Genomic DNA, 19,959 nt, shown 5'->3' on the forward strand with positions numbered 1-19,959 from the left:
GATGCTAACTCAGCCACGGGCACGGCAATACGCCTTGGACGAGGGTCTTTTGTTTCGAAATAACAGAAGGTTAACGAGAGAGGGAAAAGCTTGGAAACGCTGTAGGACCAGCGTTTCGAACGCCCCCGAGGTGAGCCCTCGGGGGCGTCTGAATCAGGCCGGTTGGGCCTGGGATGGCAGCGGTTGCAGGGGTAGCAACGGCGCGTGCGGATCGGCCTTGATCGAGTCCCGCCAGGCGGCGAGCCACTCGGCATGGCCTTCGCTCCACACCTGCTCGTGCAGGCGAGCCAGGGCTACCGGGTCGCTGAGCAATGCCACGCGTTCGCCGTTGTTAAGGCCGGCTGGGCCGACTTTCAACGCATGACGCACACGCTCTGTACGCAGGTGCTCGATCGGCTCGGACTCACGGTGCCGTGAGGTCGCCAGGGCACACGCCAGGGCGTTTTGCTGTGGATCAACCACCGAGCGCACAAAGCCGTCGTTCAGCGCGTGCCAACGGTTTTCGTGAGTGTACTGCTCGGTCGACAGCAACGCCTGCGGTGGATTGTATTCCTCAGGGATCAGGAACAGGCTCTCGTCGCGGGACTTGAGGCCCAGGTTGACCCGACTGGAAATCACCGACACCGGAATCGACAGCATCAACGAGCCGACGATCGGCACCAGCCACCACAGGAAGCTTGGATTCAACCACACCACCAGCAAGGCCCAGAGGAAGCCGAGCAAGGTTTGCGTACCGTGGCGTTTGAAGGCTTCACCCCAGGTAGTCGAGTCGTCATCACGCTTGGGCGAGTTCCATGTCGCGGCCCAGCCGAGGAACGCGGCAAGCACGAAACGCGTGTGAAAAATCATCCGCACCGGCGCCAGCAGCATAGAGAACAGCATCTCCAGCAGCATCGACATCGTCACCTTGAACTTGCCACCGAACTCTTTCGCGCCCTTGGCCCAGATCAAAATGATGCTCAGCAGCTTGGGCAGGAACAGCAGCACGATGGTGGTGGAGAACAGCGCCACCGCCTTGTCCGGATGCCATTGCGGCCACAGCGGGTACAACTGGCGTGGCGCCATGAAGTACTGCGGCTCCATCAGCGTGTTCACCGCCAGCAGCGCCGTGGACAACACCAGGAACAGGAACCATAACGGCGCCGACAGGTAGGACATCACGCCGGTCAGGAACACCGCGCGGTGCACCGGGTGCATGCCTTTAACCAGGAACAGGCGGAAGTTCATCAGGTTACCGTGGCACCAGCGACGGTCACGCTTGAGTTCGTCCAGCAGGTTCGGCGGCAGTTCTTCGTAACTGCCCGGCAGGTCGTAGGCAATCCACACGCCCCAGCCGGCACGGCGCATCAGCGCTGCTTCAACGAAGTCATGGGACAGAATCGAACCGGCGAACGCGCCCTTACCTGGCAATGGCGCCAAGGCGCAGTGCTCGATAAACGGCTTCATGCGGATGATCGCGTTGTGACCCCAATAGTGGGATTCACCCAGCTGCCAGAAGTGCAGGCCGGCCGTGAACAGCGGGCCATAAACACGCGTGGCGAACTGCTGCATGCGCGCATACAGGGTGTCCATGCCCGACGCGCGTGGCGCGGTCTGGATAATCCCCGCATCCGGCGTGGCTTCCATCAGGCGCACCAGGCTGGTCAGGCATTCGCCGCTCATCACGCTGTCAGCGTCAAGCACGACCATGTATTTGTAGTCACCGCCCCAACGACGGCAGAAGTCGTCGAGGTTGCCGCTCTTGCGCTTTACCCGACGGCGACGACGGCGATAGAAGAGCTTGCCGAAACCACCGGCTTCGCGGCACACGTCGAGCCAGGCTTGCTGTTCGGCGATGCAGATGTCGGCGTCATTGCTGTCGCTGAGCACGAAGAAGTCGAAGCGATCCAGGTCACCGGTGGCGGCGACCGACTCGAACGTAGCGCGCAGGCCGGCAAATACCCGGGGCACGTCTTCGTTGCAGATCGGCATCACCAGCGCAGTGCGGGCGTCTTTCGGGATCGGCTCATCACCGGCACTTTTACCGGAGATGCGGTATTTATCGTGGCCAGTGAGCAGTTCCAGGAAGCCCATCAACGCGGTCCAGAAACCGGCCGACACCCAGCAGAACAAGATCCCGAACATGATCAGGATGCTGGTTTGCAGGGCGTAAGGCAGTACCTGGGTAGCGGTTTGCAGCAGGGTCTGGTTGCGGATCTCGTCGAAGTCAACGAGCGACCAGCCCTGGTACGGCATGATGCCTTTCATGTACCAGCCGGCCACGATGGTCTGGCCGAGCATCAGCACCAGTAGGATGTAACGGCGGATCGAGCCGACGGTACGCCAGCGGGCGGCCGGCAGTACGCGTTCATCCTTAGGCGGTGCCGGCGGATTGCTGCGGCCGGTGATACGGCGCCAGCCGCGCACCAGGATATTGGTGCGCCACGGCTCCGGAACCACACGGGTACGACGAATCGGCGGCGTGGCCTTGAGGCACACGCGACCGCTGGCGTCGAGCACCAGCATTTCGGCGTCTTGCAGCTCTTCGGCAGTGTTGAGGGTCAACCGGCGGCCAACCGACGCCTGGGCGGCTTCGATGGGCGCGTCGAACGTCGACGATGACAAGCGCTCGTGCAACTCGGTGAAGGATGTGCAGCCCGCCAGTTCGGCGCGCTGCTCAGCGGTCATCGGTAGATGCGCCAGGTACTCGGACAGAGTCTCGGGCATGGCTTGAGAATTACTCATCGGCAGGCAACTGATAGCTCCAGGTTTCGGTCAGGACTTGCTCGGTCTTGATCGGCTCCGGTGTGGCTGGGGCAGCTTCTGGCTGCTTGGCGTCCTTGTTTTTTGCGTCTTTCTTGGCCTGTTTCTCGTGTTGCTTGGCCAGAACCTTGTCGGCCTTGAGCACGTGGCTCGAGTCCTGCTCTGGGGCAGGCGGGGCAACGTCCTGCACCAGTGCCGCACGCATTTCGGTCGGCTTGCCTGCGTCCTTGATCTTCATGCGCAGGGTCAGGCGCCACCCTTTGGTGTGCTCGTTGTAGCGCACGCTGTTTTCAACCAGTTCGGCGTTGTCGCTGACACTGACCTGGCTGCGAACCGCGGCGTCCGACGGCAGAGCCTTGAGGGACGGGCCCTCGAAGTCGACCAGGTAGGCCACGCTGCCATCCGGCTGGCGGATCAGGTTGGACTGCTTCACGTCACCGGTGGAACGCAGGGTCTGCTTGACCCAGGCGCTGTCGGCCGGGTGCAAGGCTTTCTCGTCCATGGTCCAGTGCATGCGGTAGGAAACGTCCAGCGGCTGGCCCACTTCCGGCAGTTTTTCCGGGCTCCAGAAAGCAACGATGTTGTCGTTGGTTTCATCGGCAGTTGGAATTTCTACCAGGTTGACGGTGCCTTTGCCCCAGTCGCCCTCAGGCTCGATCCAGGCGCTTGGGCGCTTGTCGTAGTTATCGTCAAGGTCTTCGTAGTGGCTGAAGTCGCGACCACGTTGCAGCAGGCCGAAACCTTTCGGGTTCTCGACGGTGAAGTTGCTGACCGACAGGTGTTTAGGGTTGTTCAGTGGGCGCCAGATCCACTCGCCGTTGCCGGCATGGATCGAAAGACCGCTGGAATCGTGGAGCTCACGACGGTAGTTGAGCACTTTGGACGGCTGGTTCGCGCCGAACAGGTACATGCTGGTCAACGGGGCAACGCCCAGTTTGGTGACCTTGTCGCGCAGGAACATCTGGGATTTCACATCGACAATGGTGTCGGTGCCCGGACGCAGGATCAGGCGATAAGCGCCGGTTGCGCGTGGCGAGTCCAGCAAGGCAAAGATCACCAGGTGTTTTTCACCCGGCTTCGGACGCTCGATCCAGAACTCGGTGAAACGCGGGAATTCTTCGCCGGAAGGCAATGCAGTGTCGATCGCCATGCCGCGGGCAGACAGGCCATAGACCTGACCTTTGCCGACCACGCGGAAGTAGCTGGCGCCCAGCATGGTCATGATTTCGTCTTGCTTGTCGTTCTTGTTGATCGGGTAAAGCACACGGAAACCGGCATAACCCAGCTGATCGGTGGCTTTAGGATCAAATTTCACGTCACCGAAATCGAAACGCGTCGGGTCGTACTTGATTTCATTGACGCTGTCGGCGGTGACTTCGTTGATTTTCACCGGCGTATCGAAGTGCATACCCTGGTGATAGAAGGACAACTTGAACGGGGTGTTCTGATCGGCCCACTCGGCCTTTTCGTTACGGAAACGAATCTTTTGATAGTCGGCGAATTTCATTTCGCGGAATTCGTTCGGCAGATTGCTGCGCGGAGCTTCGTATTTCTGCCCGGCCAGCTCTTTTGCCTTGGCCGACACATCATCCAGACTGAATGCCCACAGTTGACCCGCGCCGAACAGGCAAAACAGGGCGGAGCCCGTCACCAGTGCGTTTCGTAACCGTTTGGCAGACAATTTTGGTGCATTACAGGGACTAACAATCACGAGCAACCCTCGCCGAAAACAGATCAAAAAACCAACGGCCAGCTATCTATATGCCAGGTTGGCGAGCATTGTTCCGACTCCCCTGGGACAAAATGATTCCCCATGGGTTGTCGGACAAGTCTCTACCTAAATCAAAAATGGACCAAACAACGCTGATCCCCGTAGCGCGCGATTATCTAGTAGCCCGCGAGACAACGCATCAGGGACAACGAAGTATTTGTAGCGAAACCCTGCGTTTTTAGGCATTAAAAGTCGTTTTTAATACATTCACGTCTGCAAGAGGAAGGTGACAGGCCCGTCATTGACCAAATGCACCTGCATATCGGCGCCAAAACGCCCCGACGCCACCTTGCCATGCAATTGTTTCGCTTGTAACAGCAAGTGATCAAAAAGCGCCGCTCCCAGTGCCGGTGGGGCCGCTGTGGAGAAGCTCGGTCGCAGCCCGCTCTTGGTATCCGCCGCCAGCGTGAACTGCGACACCAGCAACAACCCACCGCCGATGTCCTTCAACGACAGGTTCATCTTGCCCTCGTCATCGCTGAACACCCGGTAGTTCAACAGCTTGTGCAGCAATTTGTCGGCGCTCTCGGGGGTATCTGAAGGTTCGACGGCCACCAGCACCAGCAAACCCTGATCGATTGCGCCGACGACTTCGCCCGCCACCTCTACGCGGGCGCTACGCACCCGTTGCAACAGGCCCTTCATGCTTCTTCTGGCGGCAGGTCGAGCAAGCGCCGTGCCATTTCGCTGGTCGCACGCACCAACGCATCGGTGATCCCGGGTTCGGACGCCGCATGACCGGCCTCGCGAATCACCTGCAGTTCACTGTTGGGCCAGGCCTGGTGCAGCTCCCAGGCGTTATCCAATGGGCAGATCATATCGTAGCGTCCATGAATGATGACGCCAGGCAGATGAGCGATCTTGTGCATATCACGGATCAGCTGATTGGGCTCCAGGAAGGAGTTGTTGGTGAAGTAGTGGCACTCGATCCGCGCGATGGACAGGGCGCGTTGCGGTTCGGAAAACCGCTCCACGTGCTGCGGGCTCGGGCACAGGCCCAGCATGCGCCCTTCCCAGCCGGACCAGGCCTTGGCCGCGTGCATCTGGGCGATCTGGTCGTTGCCGGTGAGGCGCTTGTGGTAAGCGGCGATCATGTCGTGGCGCTCTTCCGGTGGGATCGGCGCGATGTAATCCTGCCAGTAATCCGGGAACAGCCGGCTCGCACCGTCCTGGTAGAACCATTCGATATCCTGCGGACGGGCCAGGAATATGCCACGCACGATCAGACCAAGCACGCGCTCCGGGTGGGTTTGCGCGTAGGCCAGGGCCAGGGTAGAGCCCCAGGAACCGCCGAACAGCACCCATTTGTCGATCCCCAAATGTTCGCGGATACGCTCGAGGTCGGCGACTAGATCCCAGGTGGTGTTGTTTTCCAGACTGGCGCGAGGCGTGGAGCGACCGCAGCCCCGCTGGTCGAAGGTCACAATATGGTAAAGGTTCGGATCGAAATAACAGCGGCTCTGGGCGTCGCAACCGGAACCTGGGCCACCATGGATGAAGACGACGGGCAAGCCTTCGGGGGAGCCACTTTCATCGACGTACAGCGTGTGGGTGTCATCGACTGCCAGATCGTGCCGGGCGTAGGGTTTGATCTGCGGGTACCAAGTCTGCATTGCGCGCTCCGTAAGGGGTCGGGTTCATCCCTGGGGGGACGTCTTTTATTCTGCCGTCTGGCACTATAAACCCGAATTGTGCAATGAGCATGTCCTTGCGCGCTTAGACCTGTGTCAGCCCTTCTCTCCCCAGGTACTGCAGCAGGCAATCGTAGAGCTGATCCACCTCCGGCGCCTGCCACCGCGCCCGCAGGCAGCCGTGGACAAGGCCCTTCCCTGGATAAAGTACGCTGACCACGCCCGCCGCTTGCAGGCGTTCGGCGTAGAGCAGGCCGTCGTCACGCAGTGGGTCGAACTGGGCCACAGCAATGAATGCCTTGGGCAAACCGCTGAGATCTTCGGCCAACAGCGGCATGGCGTAGGGCGACGGGTTGCCACTGCCCCGCAGGTACAGCGCCAGATAGCTCTCGGTGTCGGCGCTGCTGAGCAGCGGCGCGTCCATGCAGTCGCGGCGCGACGGCAGGTCGGATGGGCCACCCAGGCCCGGATAGATCAACACTTGGGCGCGGGGCAGCGGTTGCCGATCATCACGCAGCCCCAGGCATAACGCCGCTGCCAGATTGCCGCCCGCGCTGTCACCGATCACCACCAGTTGTTGCTGATTGATAACGTGCGGCCCTTGCCCCGACTGGATCGCCTGCCACACCGCACGACAATCTTCGTACGCGGCCGGGAACGGATGCTCAGGCGCCAGCCGGTAATCGATGGCGATCACCAGCACCTGCAGAGCGCTGGCGAGTTCGAAACAGATGAAGTCATGGGAATCCAGGCCGCCGACGACCCAGCCGCCACCGTGTATATAGAGAAGACATGACCAACCACCCGCTGGGGCCGGCGTGAAGGGCATGTAACTGCGCACGCCCACGCCGGCCAGGGAAAAGTCCGTGATGGATAAGTTGTCGGGCGCCGGCGGGGTGAATGCCTGGCACATACGGTCGTAGGCCTGGCGCAATCCAGCAAGCGATGAGTCATCGCTGGCGAAGGACTCGGTTTTTGCGACGAACGCGGCAAGCTGTGGAGAAATCGGATACATGCGCCAATATCCCTGACACAGTTGATCGGTGCAGGTTCTCAGAGCTCCAGGCTGGCTTGTACAGCTGCCACTGCGTCCGTGCCATCAAACGCCGTGACCCCGACCAGCCAGCGCTGCAGGTCCTCGGGATGATCGCGCAACCATTGCCGGGCCACGTCCTGGGGCGATTCGCGCGCCATGATCGGCACCATCAACTGGCTTTCCTGGGCGGCAGTGAAGGTGAGGTTTACCAACAAACGGTTGGCGTTGGGGCAACGTTCGGCAAAGTCTGGCGCAGTGACGGTAGAGACGGTGGCGCGGCCTTCGCTGGGGCCGAACACATCTTCACTGCCAGTGAGGTAAGCCATTTTCATGTTGATGTTCATCGGGTGCGGCGTCCAACCGACAAAGACCACGAACTCCTTGCGATTCACCGCGCGCTGCACCGCCGCCAGCATCCCCGCTTCGCCAGAGGCAATCAGCTTGAAGCCGCCCAGGCCGAAGCGGTTGGTGTCGATCATTTTCTGGATATCGGTATTCGCGCCACTGCCGGGTTCGATGCCATAGAGCTTGCCGCCCAGTTTGTCCTTGAAGCGAGCAATGTCGGCAAAGGTCTTCAGGCCGGCATCCGCTACGTATTGCGGCACGGCCAGGGTGGCCTGGGCGTCGGTGAGGCTGGGTTTGTCGAAGACTTTGACCTGCTTGGCCGCCAGGAACGGCGCGATGTTGTTGTCCATCGCCGGCTTCCAGTAGCCGAGGAAGATATCCAGGCGCTTGTCGCGGATGCCGGCAAAAATGATCTGCTGCACGGCGCTGGTTTGTTTGCTGTCGTAGCCCAGACCATTGAGCAGCACGTCAGCCATGCCGGAAGTGGCGACCACGTCGGTCCAACTGACCACGCCCATGCGGATGTTTTTGCAGGAGGCCGGTTCGGCGGCCATGGCGTTGGCACCAATCAATAGGGCGCTGGTGAGGGTCAACAACAGTCTTTTCATGGATAAGGGCTCACTCGGCTGTTTTTAATGCACAACCCTACCCAGTGAAGCCTTGGTTGACACGACCTGTGGCGACCGGCAATTGCACTGCGGCGACTGTAAGGCCGCCTTCGCGAGCAAGCCCGCAGGTTGACCGAGTTGCAGCATAAAAATGCGGTCAAAATGTGGGAGCGGGCTTGCTCGCGAAGGCTATCGCTGCAGCACCGAAAATTTACCGGTAATGCGCTGGCCCCCAAGCCAGGAACCCTTCCAGCAATTGCTTCAGTACAACGCGCGTCGGCTCGGCCAGATCCGGGCGATAGCGGAACGGTTCGAACTCCTCCATATAGGTGCTCTGGCACAACTCCAACTGCACCGCATGAATATCCTGCGCCGGATCCCCGTAATGCCGAGTGATATGCCCGCCCTTGAAACGCCCATTGAGTACATGGGTGTATTGCGGATGTTGGGCGCAGATGGCTTCCAACTGGCTGGCCAGCTCGGGATCACAGGCAGCACCGTTGAACGTGCCGAGGTTGAAGTCCGGCAGCTTGCCATCGAACAGGTGCGGGATGACCGAGCGAATCGAGTGCGCATCAAACAGCAAGGCGTAGCCGAACTTGGCCTTGAGTCGCGCCAGCTCCTCTTGCAGCGTGCGGTGATACGGGCCCCAGACCTTTTGCAGGTAACTGGCGCGCTCCGCCTCGCTCGGTTCCAACCCTTCGCGGAACAATGACACGCCATCAAACAGCGTCGCCGGGTACAGGCCGGTGGTGGCGCCCACGTACAACGGCTTGTCGTCGGACGGCCGGTTCAAATCGATGACAAACCGCGAGTACTCCGCCGCCAGGGTGCTGGCGCCCAGCTCTTCGGCAAAGTCATAAAGCGTGGGGATGTGCCAATCGGTATCCGGCAGGCTTTGCGCCTCGGGGATCAATCCGGCCTCCACGGCGGGCGTCAGGCGCAGGCCGGCGTGGGGCATGCTGATCAGCAGCGGCACGCGGCCTTGTTTGAAGTTCAGAACCTTATCCACAGCAACACTCCTCAGACAGTGACATCGACGCCATGGCGCACGACGCGTTTATCCAGCTCGCCGCCCAGCCAGTAAGCCAGGTCGGCGGGACGATCAATCTGCCAGGCAACAAAATCCGCGACCTTGCCCGCTTCCAGGGAACCATGGGTGTCACCCATGCCCAATGCGGTGGCCGCGTGTTGCGTGGCGCCGGCCAACGCTTCTTCAGGGGTCATGCGAAACAGCGTGCAGGCCATATTCAGCATCAAGCGCACCGACAGCGCCGGCGAGGTGCCGGGGTTGAGGTCGCTGGCGATGGCCATTTTCACACCGTGCTTGCGCAGGGCCTCCATGGGCGGCAATTGGGTTTCACGCAGGAAGTAGAACGCGCCTGGCAGCAATACCGCGACGGTGCCAGAGGCGGCCATGGCGATGGCGTCTTCTTCGGTCATGAACTCCAGGTGGTCCGCCGACAACGCGTGGTAACGCGCAGCCAGGCTGGAGCCGTGCAGCGACGAGAGTTGCTCGGCGTGCAGCTTCACCGGCAGGCCCAGTTGCTGGGCGACTTTGAACACGCGCTCCACCTGCTCGGTGGAAAACGCCAGGTATTCGCAGAACGCATCCACCGCATCCACCAGCCCTTCTGCCGCCAAGGCCGGCAGCATCTCGGCGCAGATGTGGTCGATGTAGTCGTCGGCGCGGTCCTTGTACTCCGGCGGCAACGCATGAGCCGCCAGGCACGTGGCACGCACGCTGACCGGCAGCGCTTCGCCAAGGCGACGGGCGACCCGCAGCATTTTGCGTTCGTTGACCAAGTCCAGGCCATAGCCGGACTTGATCTCTACCGTAGTGACGCCGTCGCGCAGCAAACTGCGCAAGCGCTTGTGGGCGCTGGCAAACAGTTCATCCTCGGTCGCGGCACGGGTAGCGCGCACGGTGCTGGCAATGCCACCGCCCTTGGCCGCGATTTCAGCGTAGCTCACGCCTTCGAGGCGCTGCTCGAATTCGCCGCTACGGTTACCGCCAAACACCGTGTGGGTATGGCAGTCGATCAGCCCGGGGGTGACCCACGCGCCTTGCAAGTCATGCACCTGGGCGTAATCCGCCGTGGGTACCTGGCTGCGGGGGCCGATCCACTGGATGAGTGAACCGGCAGTCACCATGGCGGCATCCTCGATGATCGAGTACTTGCCCTGGGCCATGGTTGCGACGTGGCAGTGTTGCCAGAGCGTTTTCATCAACGCCTCCCTAAGTTATCGATGAGACAAAGCCGCGTCGTAATGGACCTTGGGCGCCTGCCCTTGCTGGCGGTGTATCAGTCACACATGTATCAACTGACAGATTGCTATCGCAGGCAAGCCAGCGCCCACAAGGGGCCGGTGTCGCGCTTAAAGGCTCGGCAGCAGGTTGGCCGGTACCAACTCATTCAGGCAACGGCTGGCGAGCAGTTCGCTGGCGGCATTGATGTCCGGCGCAAAGAAGCGGTCTTTTTCATAAAACGCCACTTTCTCGCGCAGAATGCCGCGCGCCTTTTCTAACTTCGGCGAAGTTTTCAGGCCTTCGCGCAGGTCCAGCCCCTGGCACGCCGCCAGCCACTCAACCGCCAGAACGCCACGGGTGTTCTCGGCCATTTCCCACAGACGCTTGCCGGCAGCAGGCGCCATTGACACATGGTCTTCCTGGTTGGCTGAAGTCGGCAGGCTGTCGACACTGTGCGGGTGAGCCAGCGCCTTGTTCTCGCTGGCGAGTGCGGCGGCAGTGACTTGAGCGATCATGAAGCCCGAGTTGACCCCACCATTGCCCACCAGGAACGGCGGCAATTGCGACATGTGCTTGTCCATCATCAGCGAGATACGGCGCTCGCTCAGGGAACCGATTTCAGCGATCGCCAGCGCCATGTTGTCAGCGGCCATGGCCACGGGTTCGGCGTGGAAGTTACCGCCGGAAATCACATCGCCTTCAGCGGCAAACACCAGCGGGTTATCCGACACCGCGTTGGCTTCCACCACCAGCACTTCGGCGGCCTGGCGGAACTGGGTCAGGCAGGCGCCCATGACTTGTGGCTGGCAGCGCAGGGAGTACGGGTCCTGCACCTTGTCGCAGTTCTGGTGCGACTGAGAGACCTGGCTGTTTTCGCCCAGCAGGTCACGGTAGGCCGCTGCTGAATCGATCTGCCCACGCTGGCCACGTGCGGCATGAATACGTGCGTCGAACGGCGAGCGCGAACCGAGTACCGCTTCCACCGTGAGGGCGCCGCACGCGAGGGCGCCGGCGAACAGGTCTTCGCCTTCGAACAGACCACGCAAGGCATAGGCGGTGGACACCTGAGTGCCGTTGAGCAACGCCAGGCCTTCTTTGGCGGCGAGGGTCAACGGCGTGAGGCCGGCGACTTTCAGCGCGTCGGTGGCTTCCAGCCATTCGCCTTTGTAGCGCGCCTTGCCTTCGCCCAGCAGCACCAGGGACATGTGCGCCAACGGCGCCAGGTCACCGGAAGCACCGACCGAGCCTTTCAACGGAATATGCGGGTACACCTCGGCGTTGATCAGCGCGATCAGCGCGTCGATCACCTGGCGACGAATGCCAGAGAACCCACGGCTCAGGCTGTTGACCTTGAGCACCATGACCAGCCGCACCAGCGCATCGCTGATCGGCTCACCCACACCGGCGGCATGGGACAGCACCAGGGAGCGCTGGAGGTTTTCCAAGTCTTCGCTGGCGATGCGGGTCGAGGCGAGCAGGCCGAAGCCGGTGTTGATGCCATAGGCGGTGCGGTTCTCGGCGAGAATCTGCTCCACGCAGGCAACGCTGGCTTCGATCTGGGCCGAGGCGCTGTCATCCAGGCTGAGGGCTACCGGCTGCTGGTAGATGGCCCGCAGTTGGGCAAGGCTCAGTTGGCCTGGAATCAGATTTAGCGCAGTCACATTCATACTCCTTGTGAATTGTTCTTTTGAATAACGTGTTCAGTGCAAATTAGGGAAAGCGGTGTCTTTGATCAGCTGGGCAGCGCTCGCAATATCCGGCGCCAGCCAACGGTCCTGCTCATAAGCAGGTACAACGTCACGCAGCAGGCGCCAGGCGCGGTCAGTGCCTGCACCGAAACGCTGGTCTTTGAGGAACTCAAACGCCTGGGCCGCCAGCAAGTACTCGATGGCGAGGATCTGCGTCACGTTGGCCAACACTTGGTGCAGCTTGAGCGCGGCGTTGGTGCCCATGCTCAGGTGGTCTTCCTGCAGGCCCGAGGTGACGAAGTTGTCGAGCACCGCCGGTTGCGCCAGTTGGCGGTTTTGCCCGCACAGCGAGGCGGCGACGTACTGCACGATCATCATCCCGGAGTTGACTCCCGGGTTGCTGACCAGGAACGCCGGCAAGCCACTGACGTGCGGGTTAATAAGGCGATCCAGGCGGCGTTCGGCCACCGAACCGATTTCGGCCATGGCGATGGCGAGCATGTCTGCCGCCAATGCGACGGATTGGCCGTGGGGATTGGCCTGGGACACCACGCGGTAGTGGTCCGGCGTGCCGAGCAGCAGCGGGTTGTCGGTGGCGCTGTTGAGTTCAGTCTCAATCTGCCGCGTGGCGTGCTCCACCTGGTCGCGCGCCGCGCCGTGGATTTGCGGGATTGAGCGGATGCTCAGCGCGTCCTGGGTGCGAATGCCTTGGCTGCTGGCAATCACTTCACTGCCATCGAGCAAGGCGCGCAGGTTGATACCCACGTGTTGCATGCCAGGGTGCGGCTTGAGCGCGATGATTTCTTCATCGAAGGCATCGATCTGACCGCGCTGGGCTTCGAAGCTCATGGCACCGATCACGTCGGCCCATTGCAGCAAGTGATGCGCGTCGGCCAGGGTCAGGCAGCTCAGCCCGGTCATGCATGGCGTGCCGTTGACCAGGCACAGGCCGTCCTTGGCGCCAAGCACCACCGGCTGCAAACGTTCAGCCGCCAGGGCTTCTTGCGCCGAGACGATCTGGCCGCGATAACTCACCGTGCCAACACCCAGCAAGGCCACACCGACGTGGGCCATATGGGTCAGGTAACCCACCGAACCCTGGGACGGCACTTGCGGTGTGATGCCGTGGTTGAGCAACGCCAGCAGCGAATGCACCACCTGCGGATGCAGGCCGGACTTGCCGTGGCTGTAGTTGATGAGGGCGGCACAGATGATCGCGCGCGTCTGTTCATCGCTGAGCACCGGGCCGACGCCACAGGCATGGCTGAGCAGGGTATTGCGCGACAGTTGGCTGAGTTGTTCGCCCTTGAGCGACACATTGCACAGTGCGCCCAGGCCGGTGCTCACCCCATAGGCGCGCTCGCCGCTGGTAACGATGCGCTGCACGATGGCCTGGGCATTGTCGATGCGCGCCCAGGCTTGGCCCGACAGCTCAAGCATCGCGCCGTGGCGGGCAACGGCGACTATGTCTTGCCAGCGCAATGGCGTATCGGCGATGGTGATTTTTGTTGCCTGGGACATCTTCATACCTTCTTCATTCTTGTGCAGCTTTGCCGGCCTCTTCGCGGGCAAGCCCGCTCCCACATTTGGAATGCGTTCCCCCTGTGGGAGCGGGCTTGCTCGCGAAGAGGCCGGCCAACTCACCACAAAACCCGGGTCAGACCACCGCCGCCCGCCGCTGAACAAACCGATCCACATACTCATCCGCCGGCGAATGCAAAATCTCGCGCGGGGTGCCGACCTGGATCAGCTTGCCGTCCTTGAGGATCGCAATGCGGTTGCCTATGCGCACGGCTTCGTCGAGGTCGTGGGTGATGAACACGATGGTCTTGTGCAAGGTCTTTTGCAGTTCCAGCAGTTGGTCTTGCATCTCGGCGCGGATAAGCGGGTCGAGAGCGCTGAAGGCTTCATCCATCAGGATGATGTCGGTGTCAGCCGCCAATGCACGGGCCAGGCCGACGCGCTGGCGCATGCCGCCGGAAAGCTGGTGCGGGTATTTATTTTCGTAGCCTTTGAGGCCCACGGTTTCGATCCAGTGCAAGGCGCGCTCGGCGCACACCTGCTTGGTTTCGCCACGCACTTTCAGGCCGTAGGCAACGTTGTCGAGCACGCTCTTGTGCGGCAGCAGGCCGAAGCTCTGGAACACCATGCTGATCTTGTGCCGACGGAATTGGCGCAGGGCTTCCATGTCCAGTTTCAGAATGTCTTCGCCGTCCACCAGGATCGCGCCGCTGGTAGGGTCGATCAGGCGGTTGAAGTGGCGCACCAACGTGGATTTGCCGGAACCCGACAGGCCCATGATCACGAAGATCTCGCCAGTGCCGATGCTCAGCGACAGGTCATTCACGCCGACCACGCAGCCGGTCTCAGCCAGGACCTGATCCTTGGTCTTGCCCTGCCCAACCATCGCCAAGGCCTCCTTGGATCGGTTGCCGAAGATCTTGAAGACGTTTTTAACTTCGATTTTGCTGACAGTAGTCATTTGCTCGCCTCATGCCGTGGACGACCATAGGCCTGGGTAATGCGGTCGATGACCACTGCGAGAATCACGATCGCCAGCCCGGCTTCAAGACCACGGCCAACGTTGAGGGTCTGGATGCCGACGAGCACGTCTTCACCCAAGCCACGGGCGCCGATCATCGAGGCGATGACCACCATCGACAACGCCATCATCGTGGTCTGGTTGATCCCGGCCATGATGCTGGGCAATGCCAGCGGCAGTTGCACGCCGAACAGTTGCTGCCAGCGGTTGGCACCAAAGGCGTTGATGGCTTCCATGACTTCGCCGTCGACCTGGCGAATGCCTAAGTCGGTCAGGCGAATCAACGGCGGCACGGCGTAGATCACCGTGGCGAAAATCGCCGGGACCTTGCCCAGGCCGAACAGCATCAGCACCGGGATCAAGTACACGAAACTCGGCATGGTTTGCATGATGTCGAGCAGCGGCATCAGCACCGAACGCAGGCGATTGCTGCGCGCCGACAGAATGCCCAGCGGAATGCCGATCAACACCGAGATCACGGTGGCGACCATCATCAATGCGAGGGTTTGCATCAGCTTGTCCCACAGGCCAACCGCGCCCACCAGGAACAGCAAACCGACGATAACCGCCGTGGTCACCACCTTGCGCGTGGCGTGCCAGGCCAGCGCACCGACGATCGTCAGCATCAACCACCAGGGCGCCGCACGCAGCATCCCTTCCAGGTTGACGATGGCCCACAGCAGGGTATCGGAAATGTGCCGGAACACATCACCGTAGTTGGTGACCAATGAATCCACCCAACCGTTGACCCAGTCGGCGATGGAAAACGTAAAACTCTCAGGAAACATAGCGTGCTCTCGATCCAATGGGTTGTGGCCGGCTGTCCGACCAGCCCCTTAGGGTAGCCGGACAGGCTTGACCTACAAGGCCGCGTCGATTTTCTTGGCTGCGTCTTCGCTCACCCACGCATGCCAGACTTCAGGATGTTCCTTGAGGAATATTTTCGCCAGTTTCGGCGACTCAATTCGCTCCTTGGCCATACGACCCAGGTTCTGGTTCAGCAGGTCGATCGGCAGGTTGACCTTTTCCAGCACGGCCACCAGTTCCGGCGCTTGCTCGTGGAAAGCCTTGGACAGGCCGACCTTGATGCTCACGCTCTTATCCACGCCGGGTTTTTCTTCCAGCTTGACCAGGTCGACCTGGCCCATCAGCGGGGTCGGCGACCAGTAGTAAAACAGGATCGGTTCGCCACGCTTGTAGCTCGACAGCACCGCCGCATCCAGCGCCGGGCCGGTGCCTGGGCGGAAGTTGGTGTAGGTGCTTTCCAGGCCATAGCTCTTGAGCATTTCGCTGTTGTCCAGCTCGCAGGTCCAGCCAGCCGGGCAGTTGTAGAAGCGACCCTTGGACGGTTCTTCCTGGTCCTTGAACACCGAGGCGTACTTGGCCAGGTCGGCGATGGTTTTCAAGCCCGGGGCCTTGGCTTCCAGCTTGCGCTTGGCGTCGCCTTCGATCACATAGCGCGGCACGTACCAGCCTTCGATAGCACCGACAACAGGCGCGCCGACACCGACGACTTTGCCGGCCTTCTCGGCCTTGTTCCAGACCTCGCTGCGGCCGACCCACTCTTCGGCAAACACTTGGATATCATTGCTGCTCAGGGCGTTTTCCATGGTGATGGAGTTGCCTGGCAGGCTGTCGGTTTTGCAGTCGTAGCCTTTTTCCAACACGGTTTGCAGGATGTCAGTAAGCAACATGCCGCTTTCCCAGTTCAGGCCGGCGAATTTCACCGGTTTGCCGGATTCGCACCAGCCCGCCGCCTGGGCGCCAACGCTCGCCAGCACGCCCGCAGAGAACAGTGTGGCCAACAAGGTCTTATGCATTTTCATTGTTGTGACGCTCCCAATTTTGAAATGGATTACGGCAGTCAGTAGGCGTCCTGCCCTGTCCACGTCCCATCAGGCTTGTGCAGCCAGCCCGTTTGTTGTTGGTATGGCGCCCTGCTCTACTGGCAGGATCAATTGATTGGGCACCGTGCCGTGCCATTTTTTCGCACACACGTAGTACAAGGCTGCGGGAAGCACCAGCCCGATGATCCAAGAGATATCCACATCACCCAGCGCAGCCACCAGCGGACCTGTGAAGAACTGGGTGGAGATAAATGGCAACTGCACCAGCACGCCGAACACATACACGCTGATACCGAGCAGGTTCCAACGGCCGTAGCGACCGTTAGGGTCGGCCAGCGCCGGCACGTCATAGCGCTCGCGGGTAATGCAGTAGTAGTCGACCAGGTTGATCGCGCTCCATGGCGTAAAGAACGCCAGCAGGAACAGGATGAAAGACTTGAACGCGCCGAGGAATGAGTGCTGACCGAGCAACGCGATCAGGGTCGCCGTACCGACAATCACCAGCACAAACACCAGACGCTGCAGGCGCGTGACCTCCAGGCGGCCACGCAAGCCGCTGATGATGGTCGCGATGCACATGAAGCTGCCGTAGGAGTTCAGCGTGGAGATGGTGACCTTGCCGAACGCGATGCTGAAATACAGCAGCGCAGCGGTGGCGCCGGTACCGCTCAACCCCACGATGTAGGCCACTTCGTGACCGGCAAATTGCCCATTGGACATGGCCGCGGCAAACACGCCAAGGGTCATCGCCACCTGTGCCCCAATCACCGACCCCGCGCCAGCCGCGAAAAATGTCTTCACCGAAGACGTCTTGCTCGGCAGATAGCGTGAATAGTCAGCCACATAAGGGCCGAAGGCGATCTGCCAGGAGGCCGCGAGCGACACCGCCAGCAGGAAGCTGCTCCAGCTGAAGTGGCGGATTTGCAGGAGCGCGCCAACGTCGGTCTGGCCTATCAGACGGCTGAACAGGTAGATAAAGGCAATCACCCCAATGACGCTGGCGACACGCCCAATGAAATGGATCACCCGGTAACCCAGCACCGTGACCAGCACGATGACACTGGCGAAGATCAGGATCCCGACGCTGTCGCTGACACCGAACAACTGGCCCAGCGCCTGACCGGACAGCACGGTGCCGGTGGCGGTAAAACCGAGGTACATCAAACAGACCAGCACAATCGGAATAGCCGCGCCATACACACCGAACTGCACCCGGCTGGAGATCATCTGCGGCAGGCCCAGCTTGGGCCCTTGCGCCGCATGCAGCGCCATCACGCCGCCGCCAATCAGTTGGCCGATCAGCAAACCGATCAACGACCAGAACACATCACCGCCCAGCACCACGGCCAGGGCCCCGGTGACAATGGCGGTGATTTGCAGGTTGGCACCCATCCACAGGGTGAACTGGCTCAATAGACGACCGTGTCTTTCCGCTTCCGGGATGTAGTCGATCGAACGCCTTTCGATCAACGGGGTGGTGCTTGCACGTGCGTCATTTGCAACCATGGATGTTCAACCTCTGATGGATTGTTCATAAAGCCTGTGTAAAACCGCTTTTTTGTGGGAGCTGGCTTGCCCGCTCCCACATGGGTTATTTGATCATCGGGAGATTGAGGCCCTGCTCCTTGGCGCAGTCGATCGCGATCTGGTAACCCGCATCCGCATGACGCATCACCCCGGTGGCCGGGTCGTTATGCAGCACGCGGGCGATCCGCTCAGCCGCTTCGTCGGTACCGTCGCAGACGATGACCATGCCGGAGTGCTGGGAGAAGCCCATGCCCACGCCGCCGCCGTGGTGCAGCGAAACCCAGGTCGCGCCACTGGCAGTGTTGAGCAAGGCGTTGAGCAGCGGCCAGTCGGACACGGCGTCGGAACCGTCCTGCATGGCTTCAGTTTCGCGGTTCGGGCTGGCGACCGAGCCGGAATCGAGGTGGTCACGACCAATCACCACCGGTGCCGACAGCTCGCCGCTGCGTACCATTTCGTTGAACGCCAGGCCGAGCTTGGCGCGCTGGCCCAGCCCAACCCAGCAGATACGCGCCGGCAGGCCCTGGAAGCTGATGCGCTCGCGGGCCATGTCCAGCCAGTTGTGCAGGTGCGCGTCGTCGGGGATCAGCTCTTTGACTTTGGCGTCGGTCTTGTAGATGTCTTGCGGGTCGCCGGACAGTGCAGCCCAACGGAACGGGCCGATGCCACGGCAGAACAGTGGGCGGATGTACGCCGGTACAAAACCTGGGAAATCGAAGGCATTTTCTACGCCTTCTTCCTGGGCCATCTGGCGGATGTTGTTGCCGTAGTCGAAGGTCGGGATGCCTTGTTTCTGGAATTCCAGCATGGCTTTGACGTGCACGGCCATCGACTGCTTGGCGGCCTTGATTACGGCAGCCGGTTCGGTCTTGGCGCGGGCGCGGTATTCGTCCCAGGTCCAGCCGGCCGGCAGGTAGCCGTTGAGTGGGTCGTGGGCGCTGGTCTGGTCGGTGACCATGTCCGGGCGCACGCCACGCTTGACCAGTTCAGGCAGGATCTCTGCGGCGTTACCCAACAGGGCGATGGAGATAGCCTTGCCTTCCTGGGTGTATTTGGCGATGCGCGCCAGGGCGTCGTCGAGGTCTGTGGCTTGCTCGTCGACATAGCGGCTGCTGAGGCGGAAATCGATGCTGACCTGCTGGCACTCGATGTTCAGCGAGCACGCGCCGGCCAGGGTTGCAGCCAGTGGTTGCGCGCCGCCCATGCCGCCGAGGCCGGCGGTGAGGACCCAACGGCCGGTCAGGTCGCTGTTGTAATGCTGGCGACCGGCTTCGACGAAGGTTTCGTAGGTGCCTTGGACGATGCCCTGGCTACCGATGTAGATCCAGCTGCCGGCGGTCATCTGGCCGTACATGGCCAGGCCCTTGGCATCCAACTCGTTGAAGTGTTCCCAACTGGCCCAGTGCGGCACCAGGTTGGAGTTGGCGATCAGCACGCGCGGGGCGTTGCTGTGGGTCTTGAACACGCCAACCGGCTTGCCGGATTGCACCAGCAGGGTTTCGTCATCATTCAGGTTGGTGAGGCTCTCGACGATCTGGTCATAGCACTCCCAGTTACGCGCCGCACGGCCGATACCGCCGTATACCACCAGTTCTTTAGGGTTCTCGGCCACTTGTGGGTCGAGGTTGTTCATCAGCATGCGCAGCGGCGCTTCAGTCAGCCAGCTTTTGGCGGTGAGCTTGTTACCGTGGGCGGCGCGGATTTCTACGTCACGGTACTTGGTTGGCTTAGTCACAAAAAACTCCTCGGCGATTGATGCGCATACTTTGTGGGTGCGAAGTGGGCTCTTACGCACACACCTTTACTTGTACATACAAGCATATGCAATCAAGCGGCCAACTTTCTAAGAGAGCTGTCGAGAATTTTTGGTGATGCGTGCTCGAGCCTTGGAAATTAAGCCTTATAGGCTTGATGAAATTTCTTACGGAAGGCTTTTGCTGCGAGGGAGGTTTGTCACGACAATGTAGTTCT

The 19,959-nt window shown here is 61.0% G+C and carries 15 protein-coding genes; all 15 read right to left on the reverse strand.

Going from position 1 to position 19,959, the window contains the following annotated elements:
- Positions 1 to 153: 153 nt before the first annotated feature.
- Positions 154 to 2,724, reverse strand: coding sequence for a glucans biosynthesis glucosyltransferase MdoH (gene mdoH / locus AACY44_RS03695; RefSeq protein ID WP_339415525.1), 2,571 nt, complete (start codon positions 2,722 to 2,724; stop codon positions 154 to 156).
- Complete coding sequence (locus AACY44_RS03700; RefSeq protein ID WP_339415524.1) at positions 2,717 to 4,453, reverse strand: glucan biosynthesis protein G; 1,737 nt, start codon at positions 4,451 to 4,453, stop codon at positions 2,717 to 2,719. Before AACY44_RS03700 ends, mdoH begins: the two co-directional genes overlap by 8 nt.
- 267 nt (positions 4,454 to 4,720) lie before the next feature.
- Positions 4,721 to 5,158: a D-aminoacyl-tRNA deacylase gene (gene dtd / locus AACY44_RS03705; RefSeq protein ID WP_339415523.1), complete on the reverse strand. Its 438-nt coding sequence runs from the start codon at positions 5,156 to 5,158 to the stop codon at positions 4,721 to 4,723.
- A complete protein-coding gene (gene pip / locus AACY44_RS03710; protein WP_339415522.1) occupies positions 5,155 to 6,126 on the reverse strand; it encodes a prolyl aminopeptidase in 972 nt (323 codons plus the stop codon). The genes dtd and pip overlap by 4 nt, the downstream gene beginning before the upstream one ends.
- Before the next feature lie 103 nt (positions 6,127 to 6,229).
- Positions 6,230 to 7,159 (reverse strand): alpha/beta hydrolase, encoded by a 930-nt coding sequence (locus AACY44_RS03715; protein ID WP_339457303.1) that lies wholly within the window; start codon positions 7,157 to 7,159, stop codon positions 6,230 to 6,232.
- A gap of 38 nt (positions 7,160 to 7,197) precedes the next feature.
- The gene (choX, locus tag AACY44_RS03720) at positions 7,198 to 8,133 is read right to left on the reverse strand and encodes a choline ABC transporter substrate-binding protein (protein WP_339415520.1); all 936 of its coding nucleotides are present in this window, start codon (positions 8,131 to 8,133) and stop codon (positions 7,198 to 7,200) included.
- Positions 8,134 to 8,344: 211 nt separating this feature from the next.
- Positions 8,345 to 9,145 carry an N-formylglutamate deformylase gene (gene hutG, locus AACY44_RS03725; RefSeq protein ID WP_339427291.1) on the reverse strand — a complete coding sequence of 267 codons (801 nt, stop codon included), beginning with the start codon at positions 9,143 to 9,145 and terminating at the stop codon, positions 8,345 to 8,347.
- A gap of 11 nt (positions 9,146 to 9,156) precedes the next feature.
- On the reverse strand, positions 9,157 to 10,362 hold the full coding sequence (gene hutI, locus AACY44_RS03730) for an imidazolonepropionase (protein WP_339438077.1): 1,206 nt from the start codon (positions 10,360 to 10,362) through the stop codon (positions 9,157 to 9,159).
- Between the two features lie 150 nt (positions 10,363 to 10,512).
- Entirely contained in the window at positions 10,513 to 12,051 is a 1,539-nt protein-coding gene (gene hutH, locus AACY44_RS03735; RefSeq protein ID WP_339529811.1) for a histidine ammonia-lyase, read from the reverse strand.
- A gap of 33 nt (positions 12,052 to 12,084) precedes the next feature.
- The gene (locus tag AACY44_RS03740; RefSeq protein WP_339427382.1) at positions 12,085 to 13,593 is read right to left on the reverse strand and encodes an HAL/PAL/TAL family ammonia-lyase; all 1,509 of its coding nucleotides are present in this window, start codon (positions 13,591 to 13,593) and stop codon (positions 12,085 to 12,087) included.
- A gap of 136 nt (positions 13,594 to 13,729) precedes the next feature.
- Positions 13,730 to 14,554 (reverse strand): quaternary amine ABC transporter ATP-binding protein, encoded by an 825-nt coding sequence (locus tag AACY44_RS03745; protein ID WP_339415516.1) that lies wholly within the window; start codon positions 14,552 to 14,554, stop codon positions 13,730 to 13,732.
- A complete protein-coding gene (locus AACY44_RS03750) occupies positions 14,551 to 15,402 on the reverse strand; it encodes an ABC transporter permease (protein WP_339415515.1) in 852 nt (283 codons plus the stop codon). Before AACY44_RS03750 ends, AACY44_RS03745 begins: the two co-directional genes overlap by 4 nt.
- Before the next feature lie 72 nt (positions 15,403 to 15,474).
- Positions 15,475 to 16,440: an ABC transporter substrate-binding protein gene (locus AACY44_RS03755; protein ID WP_339427293.1), complete on the reverse strand. Its 966-nt coding sequence runs from the start codon at positions 16,438 to 16,440 to the stop codon at positions 15,475 to 15,477.
- 69 nt (positions 16,441 to 16,509) lie between these two features.
- The gene (locus AACY44_RS03760) at positions 16,510 to 17,967 is read right to left on the reverse strand and encodes a purine-cytosine permease family protein (protein ID WP_339427294.1); all 1,458 of its coding nucleotides are present in this window, start codon (positions 17,965 to 17,967) and stop codon (positions 16,510 to 16,512) included.
- A gap of 85 nt (positions 17,968 to 18,052) precedes the next feature.
- The gene (gene hutU / locus AACY44_RS03765) at positions 18,053 to 19,723 is read right to left on the reverse strand and encodes a urocanate hydratase (RefSeq protein ID WP_339427295.1); all 1,671 of its coding nucleotides are present in this window, start codon (positions 19,721 to 19,723) and stop codon (positions 18,053 to 18,055) included.
- Positions 19,724 to 19,959: the final 236 nt, after the last annotated feature.

Origin of the sequence: Pseudomonas sp. RA_15y_Pfl1_P11 (assembly GCF_963970975.1) — a bacterium.
GTDB classification, from domain to species: Bacteria; Pseudomonadota; Gammaproteobacteria; order Pseudomonadales; family Pseudomonadaceae; genus Aquipseudomonas; species Aquipseudomonas tritici.

Excerpts from the sequence above, each read along its gene's own strand:
- mdoH (WP_339415525.1), bottom strand. The coding sequence starts at position 2,724 with ATGAGTAATTCTCAAGCCATGCCCGAGACTCTGTCCGAGTACCTGGCG.
- dtd (WP_339415523.1), bottom strand. The coding sequence starts at position 5,158 with ATGAAGGGCCTGTTGCAACGGGTGCGTAGCGCCCGCGTAGAGGTGGCG.
- pip (WP_339415522.1), bottom strand. The coding sequence starts at position 6,126 with ATGCAGACTTGGTACCCGCAGATCAAACCCTACGCCCGGCACGATCTG.
- AACY44_RS03715 (WP_339457303.1), bottom strand. The coding sequence starts at position 7,159 with ATGTATCCGATTTCTCCACAGCTTGCCGCGTTCGTCGCAAAAACCGAG.
- choX (WP_339415520.1), bottom strand. The coding sequence starts at position 8,133 with ATGAAAAGACTGTTGTTGACCCTCACCAGCGCCCTATTGATTGGTGCC.
- hutI (WP_339438077.1), bottom strand. The coding sequence starts at position 10,362 with ATGAAAACGCTCTGGCAACACTGCCACGTCGCAACCATGGCCCAGGGC.
- hutH (WP_339529811.1), bottom strand. The coding sequence starts at position 12,051 with ATGAATGTGACTGCGCTAAATCTGATTCCAGGCCAACTGAGCCTTGCC.
- AACY44_RS03740 (WP_339427382.1), bottom strand. The coding sequence starts at position 13,593 with ATGTCCCAGGCAACAAAAATCACCATCGCCGATACGCCATTGCGCTGG.
- AACY44_RS03745 (WP_339415516.1), bottom strand. The coding sequence starts at position 14,554 with ATGACTACTGTCAGCAAAATCGAAGTTAAAAACGTCTTCAAGATCTTC.
- AACY44_RS03750 (WP_339415515.1), bottom strand. The coding sequence starts at position 15,402 with ATGTTTCCTGAGAGTTTTACGTTTTCCATCGCCGACTGGGTCAACGGT.
- AACY44_RS03755 (WP_339427293.1), bottom strand. The coding sequence starts at position 16,440 with ATGAAAATGCATAAGACCTTGTTGGCCACACTGTTCTCTGCGGGCGTG.
- AACY44_RS03760 (WP_339427294.1), bottom strand. The coding sequence starts at position 17,967 with ATGGTTGCAAATGACGCACGTGCAAGCACCACCCCGTTGATCGAAAGG.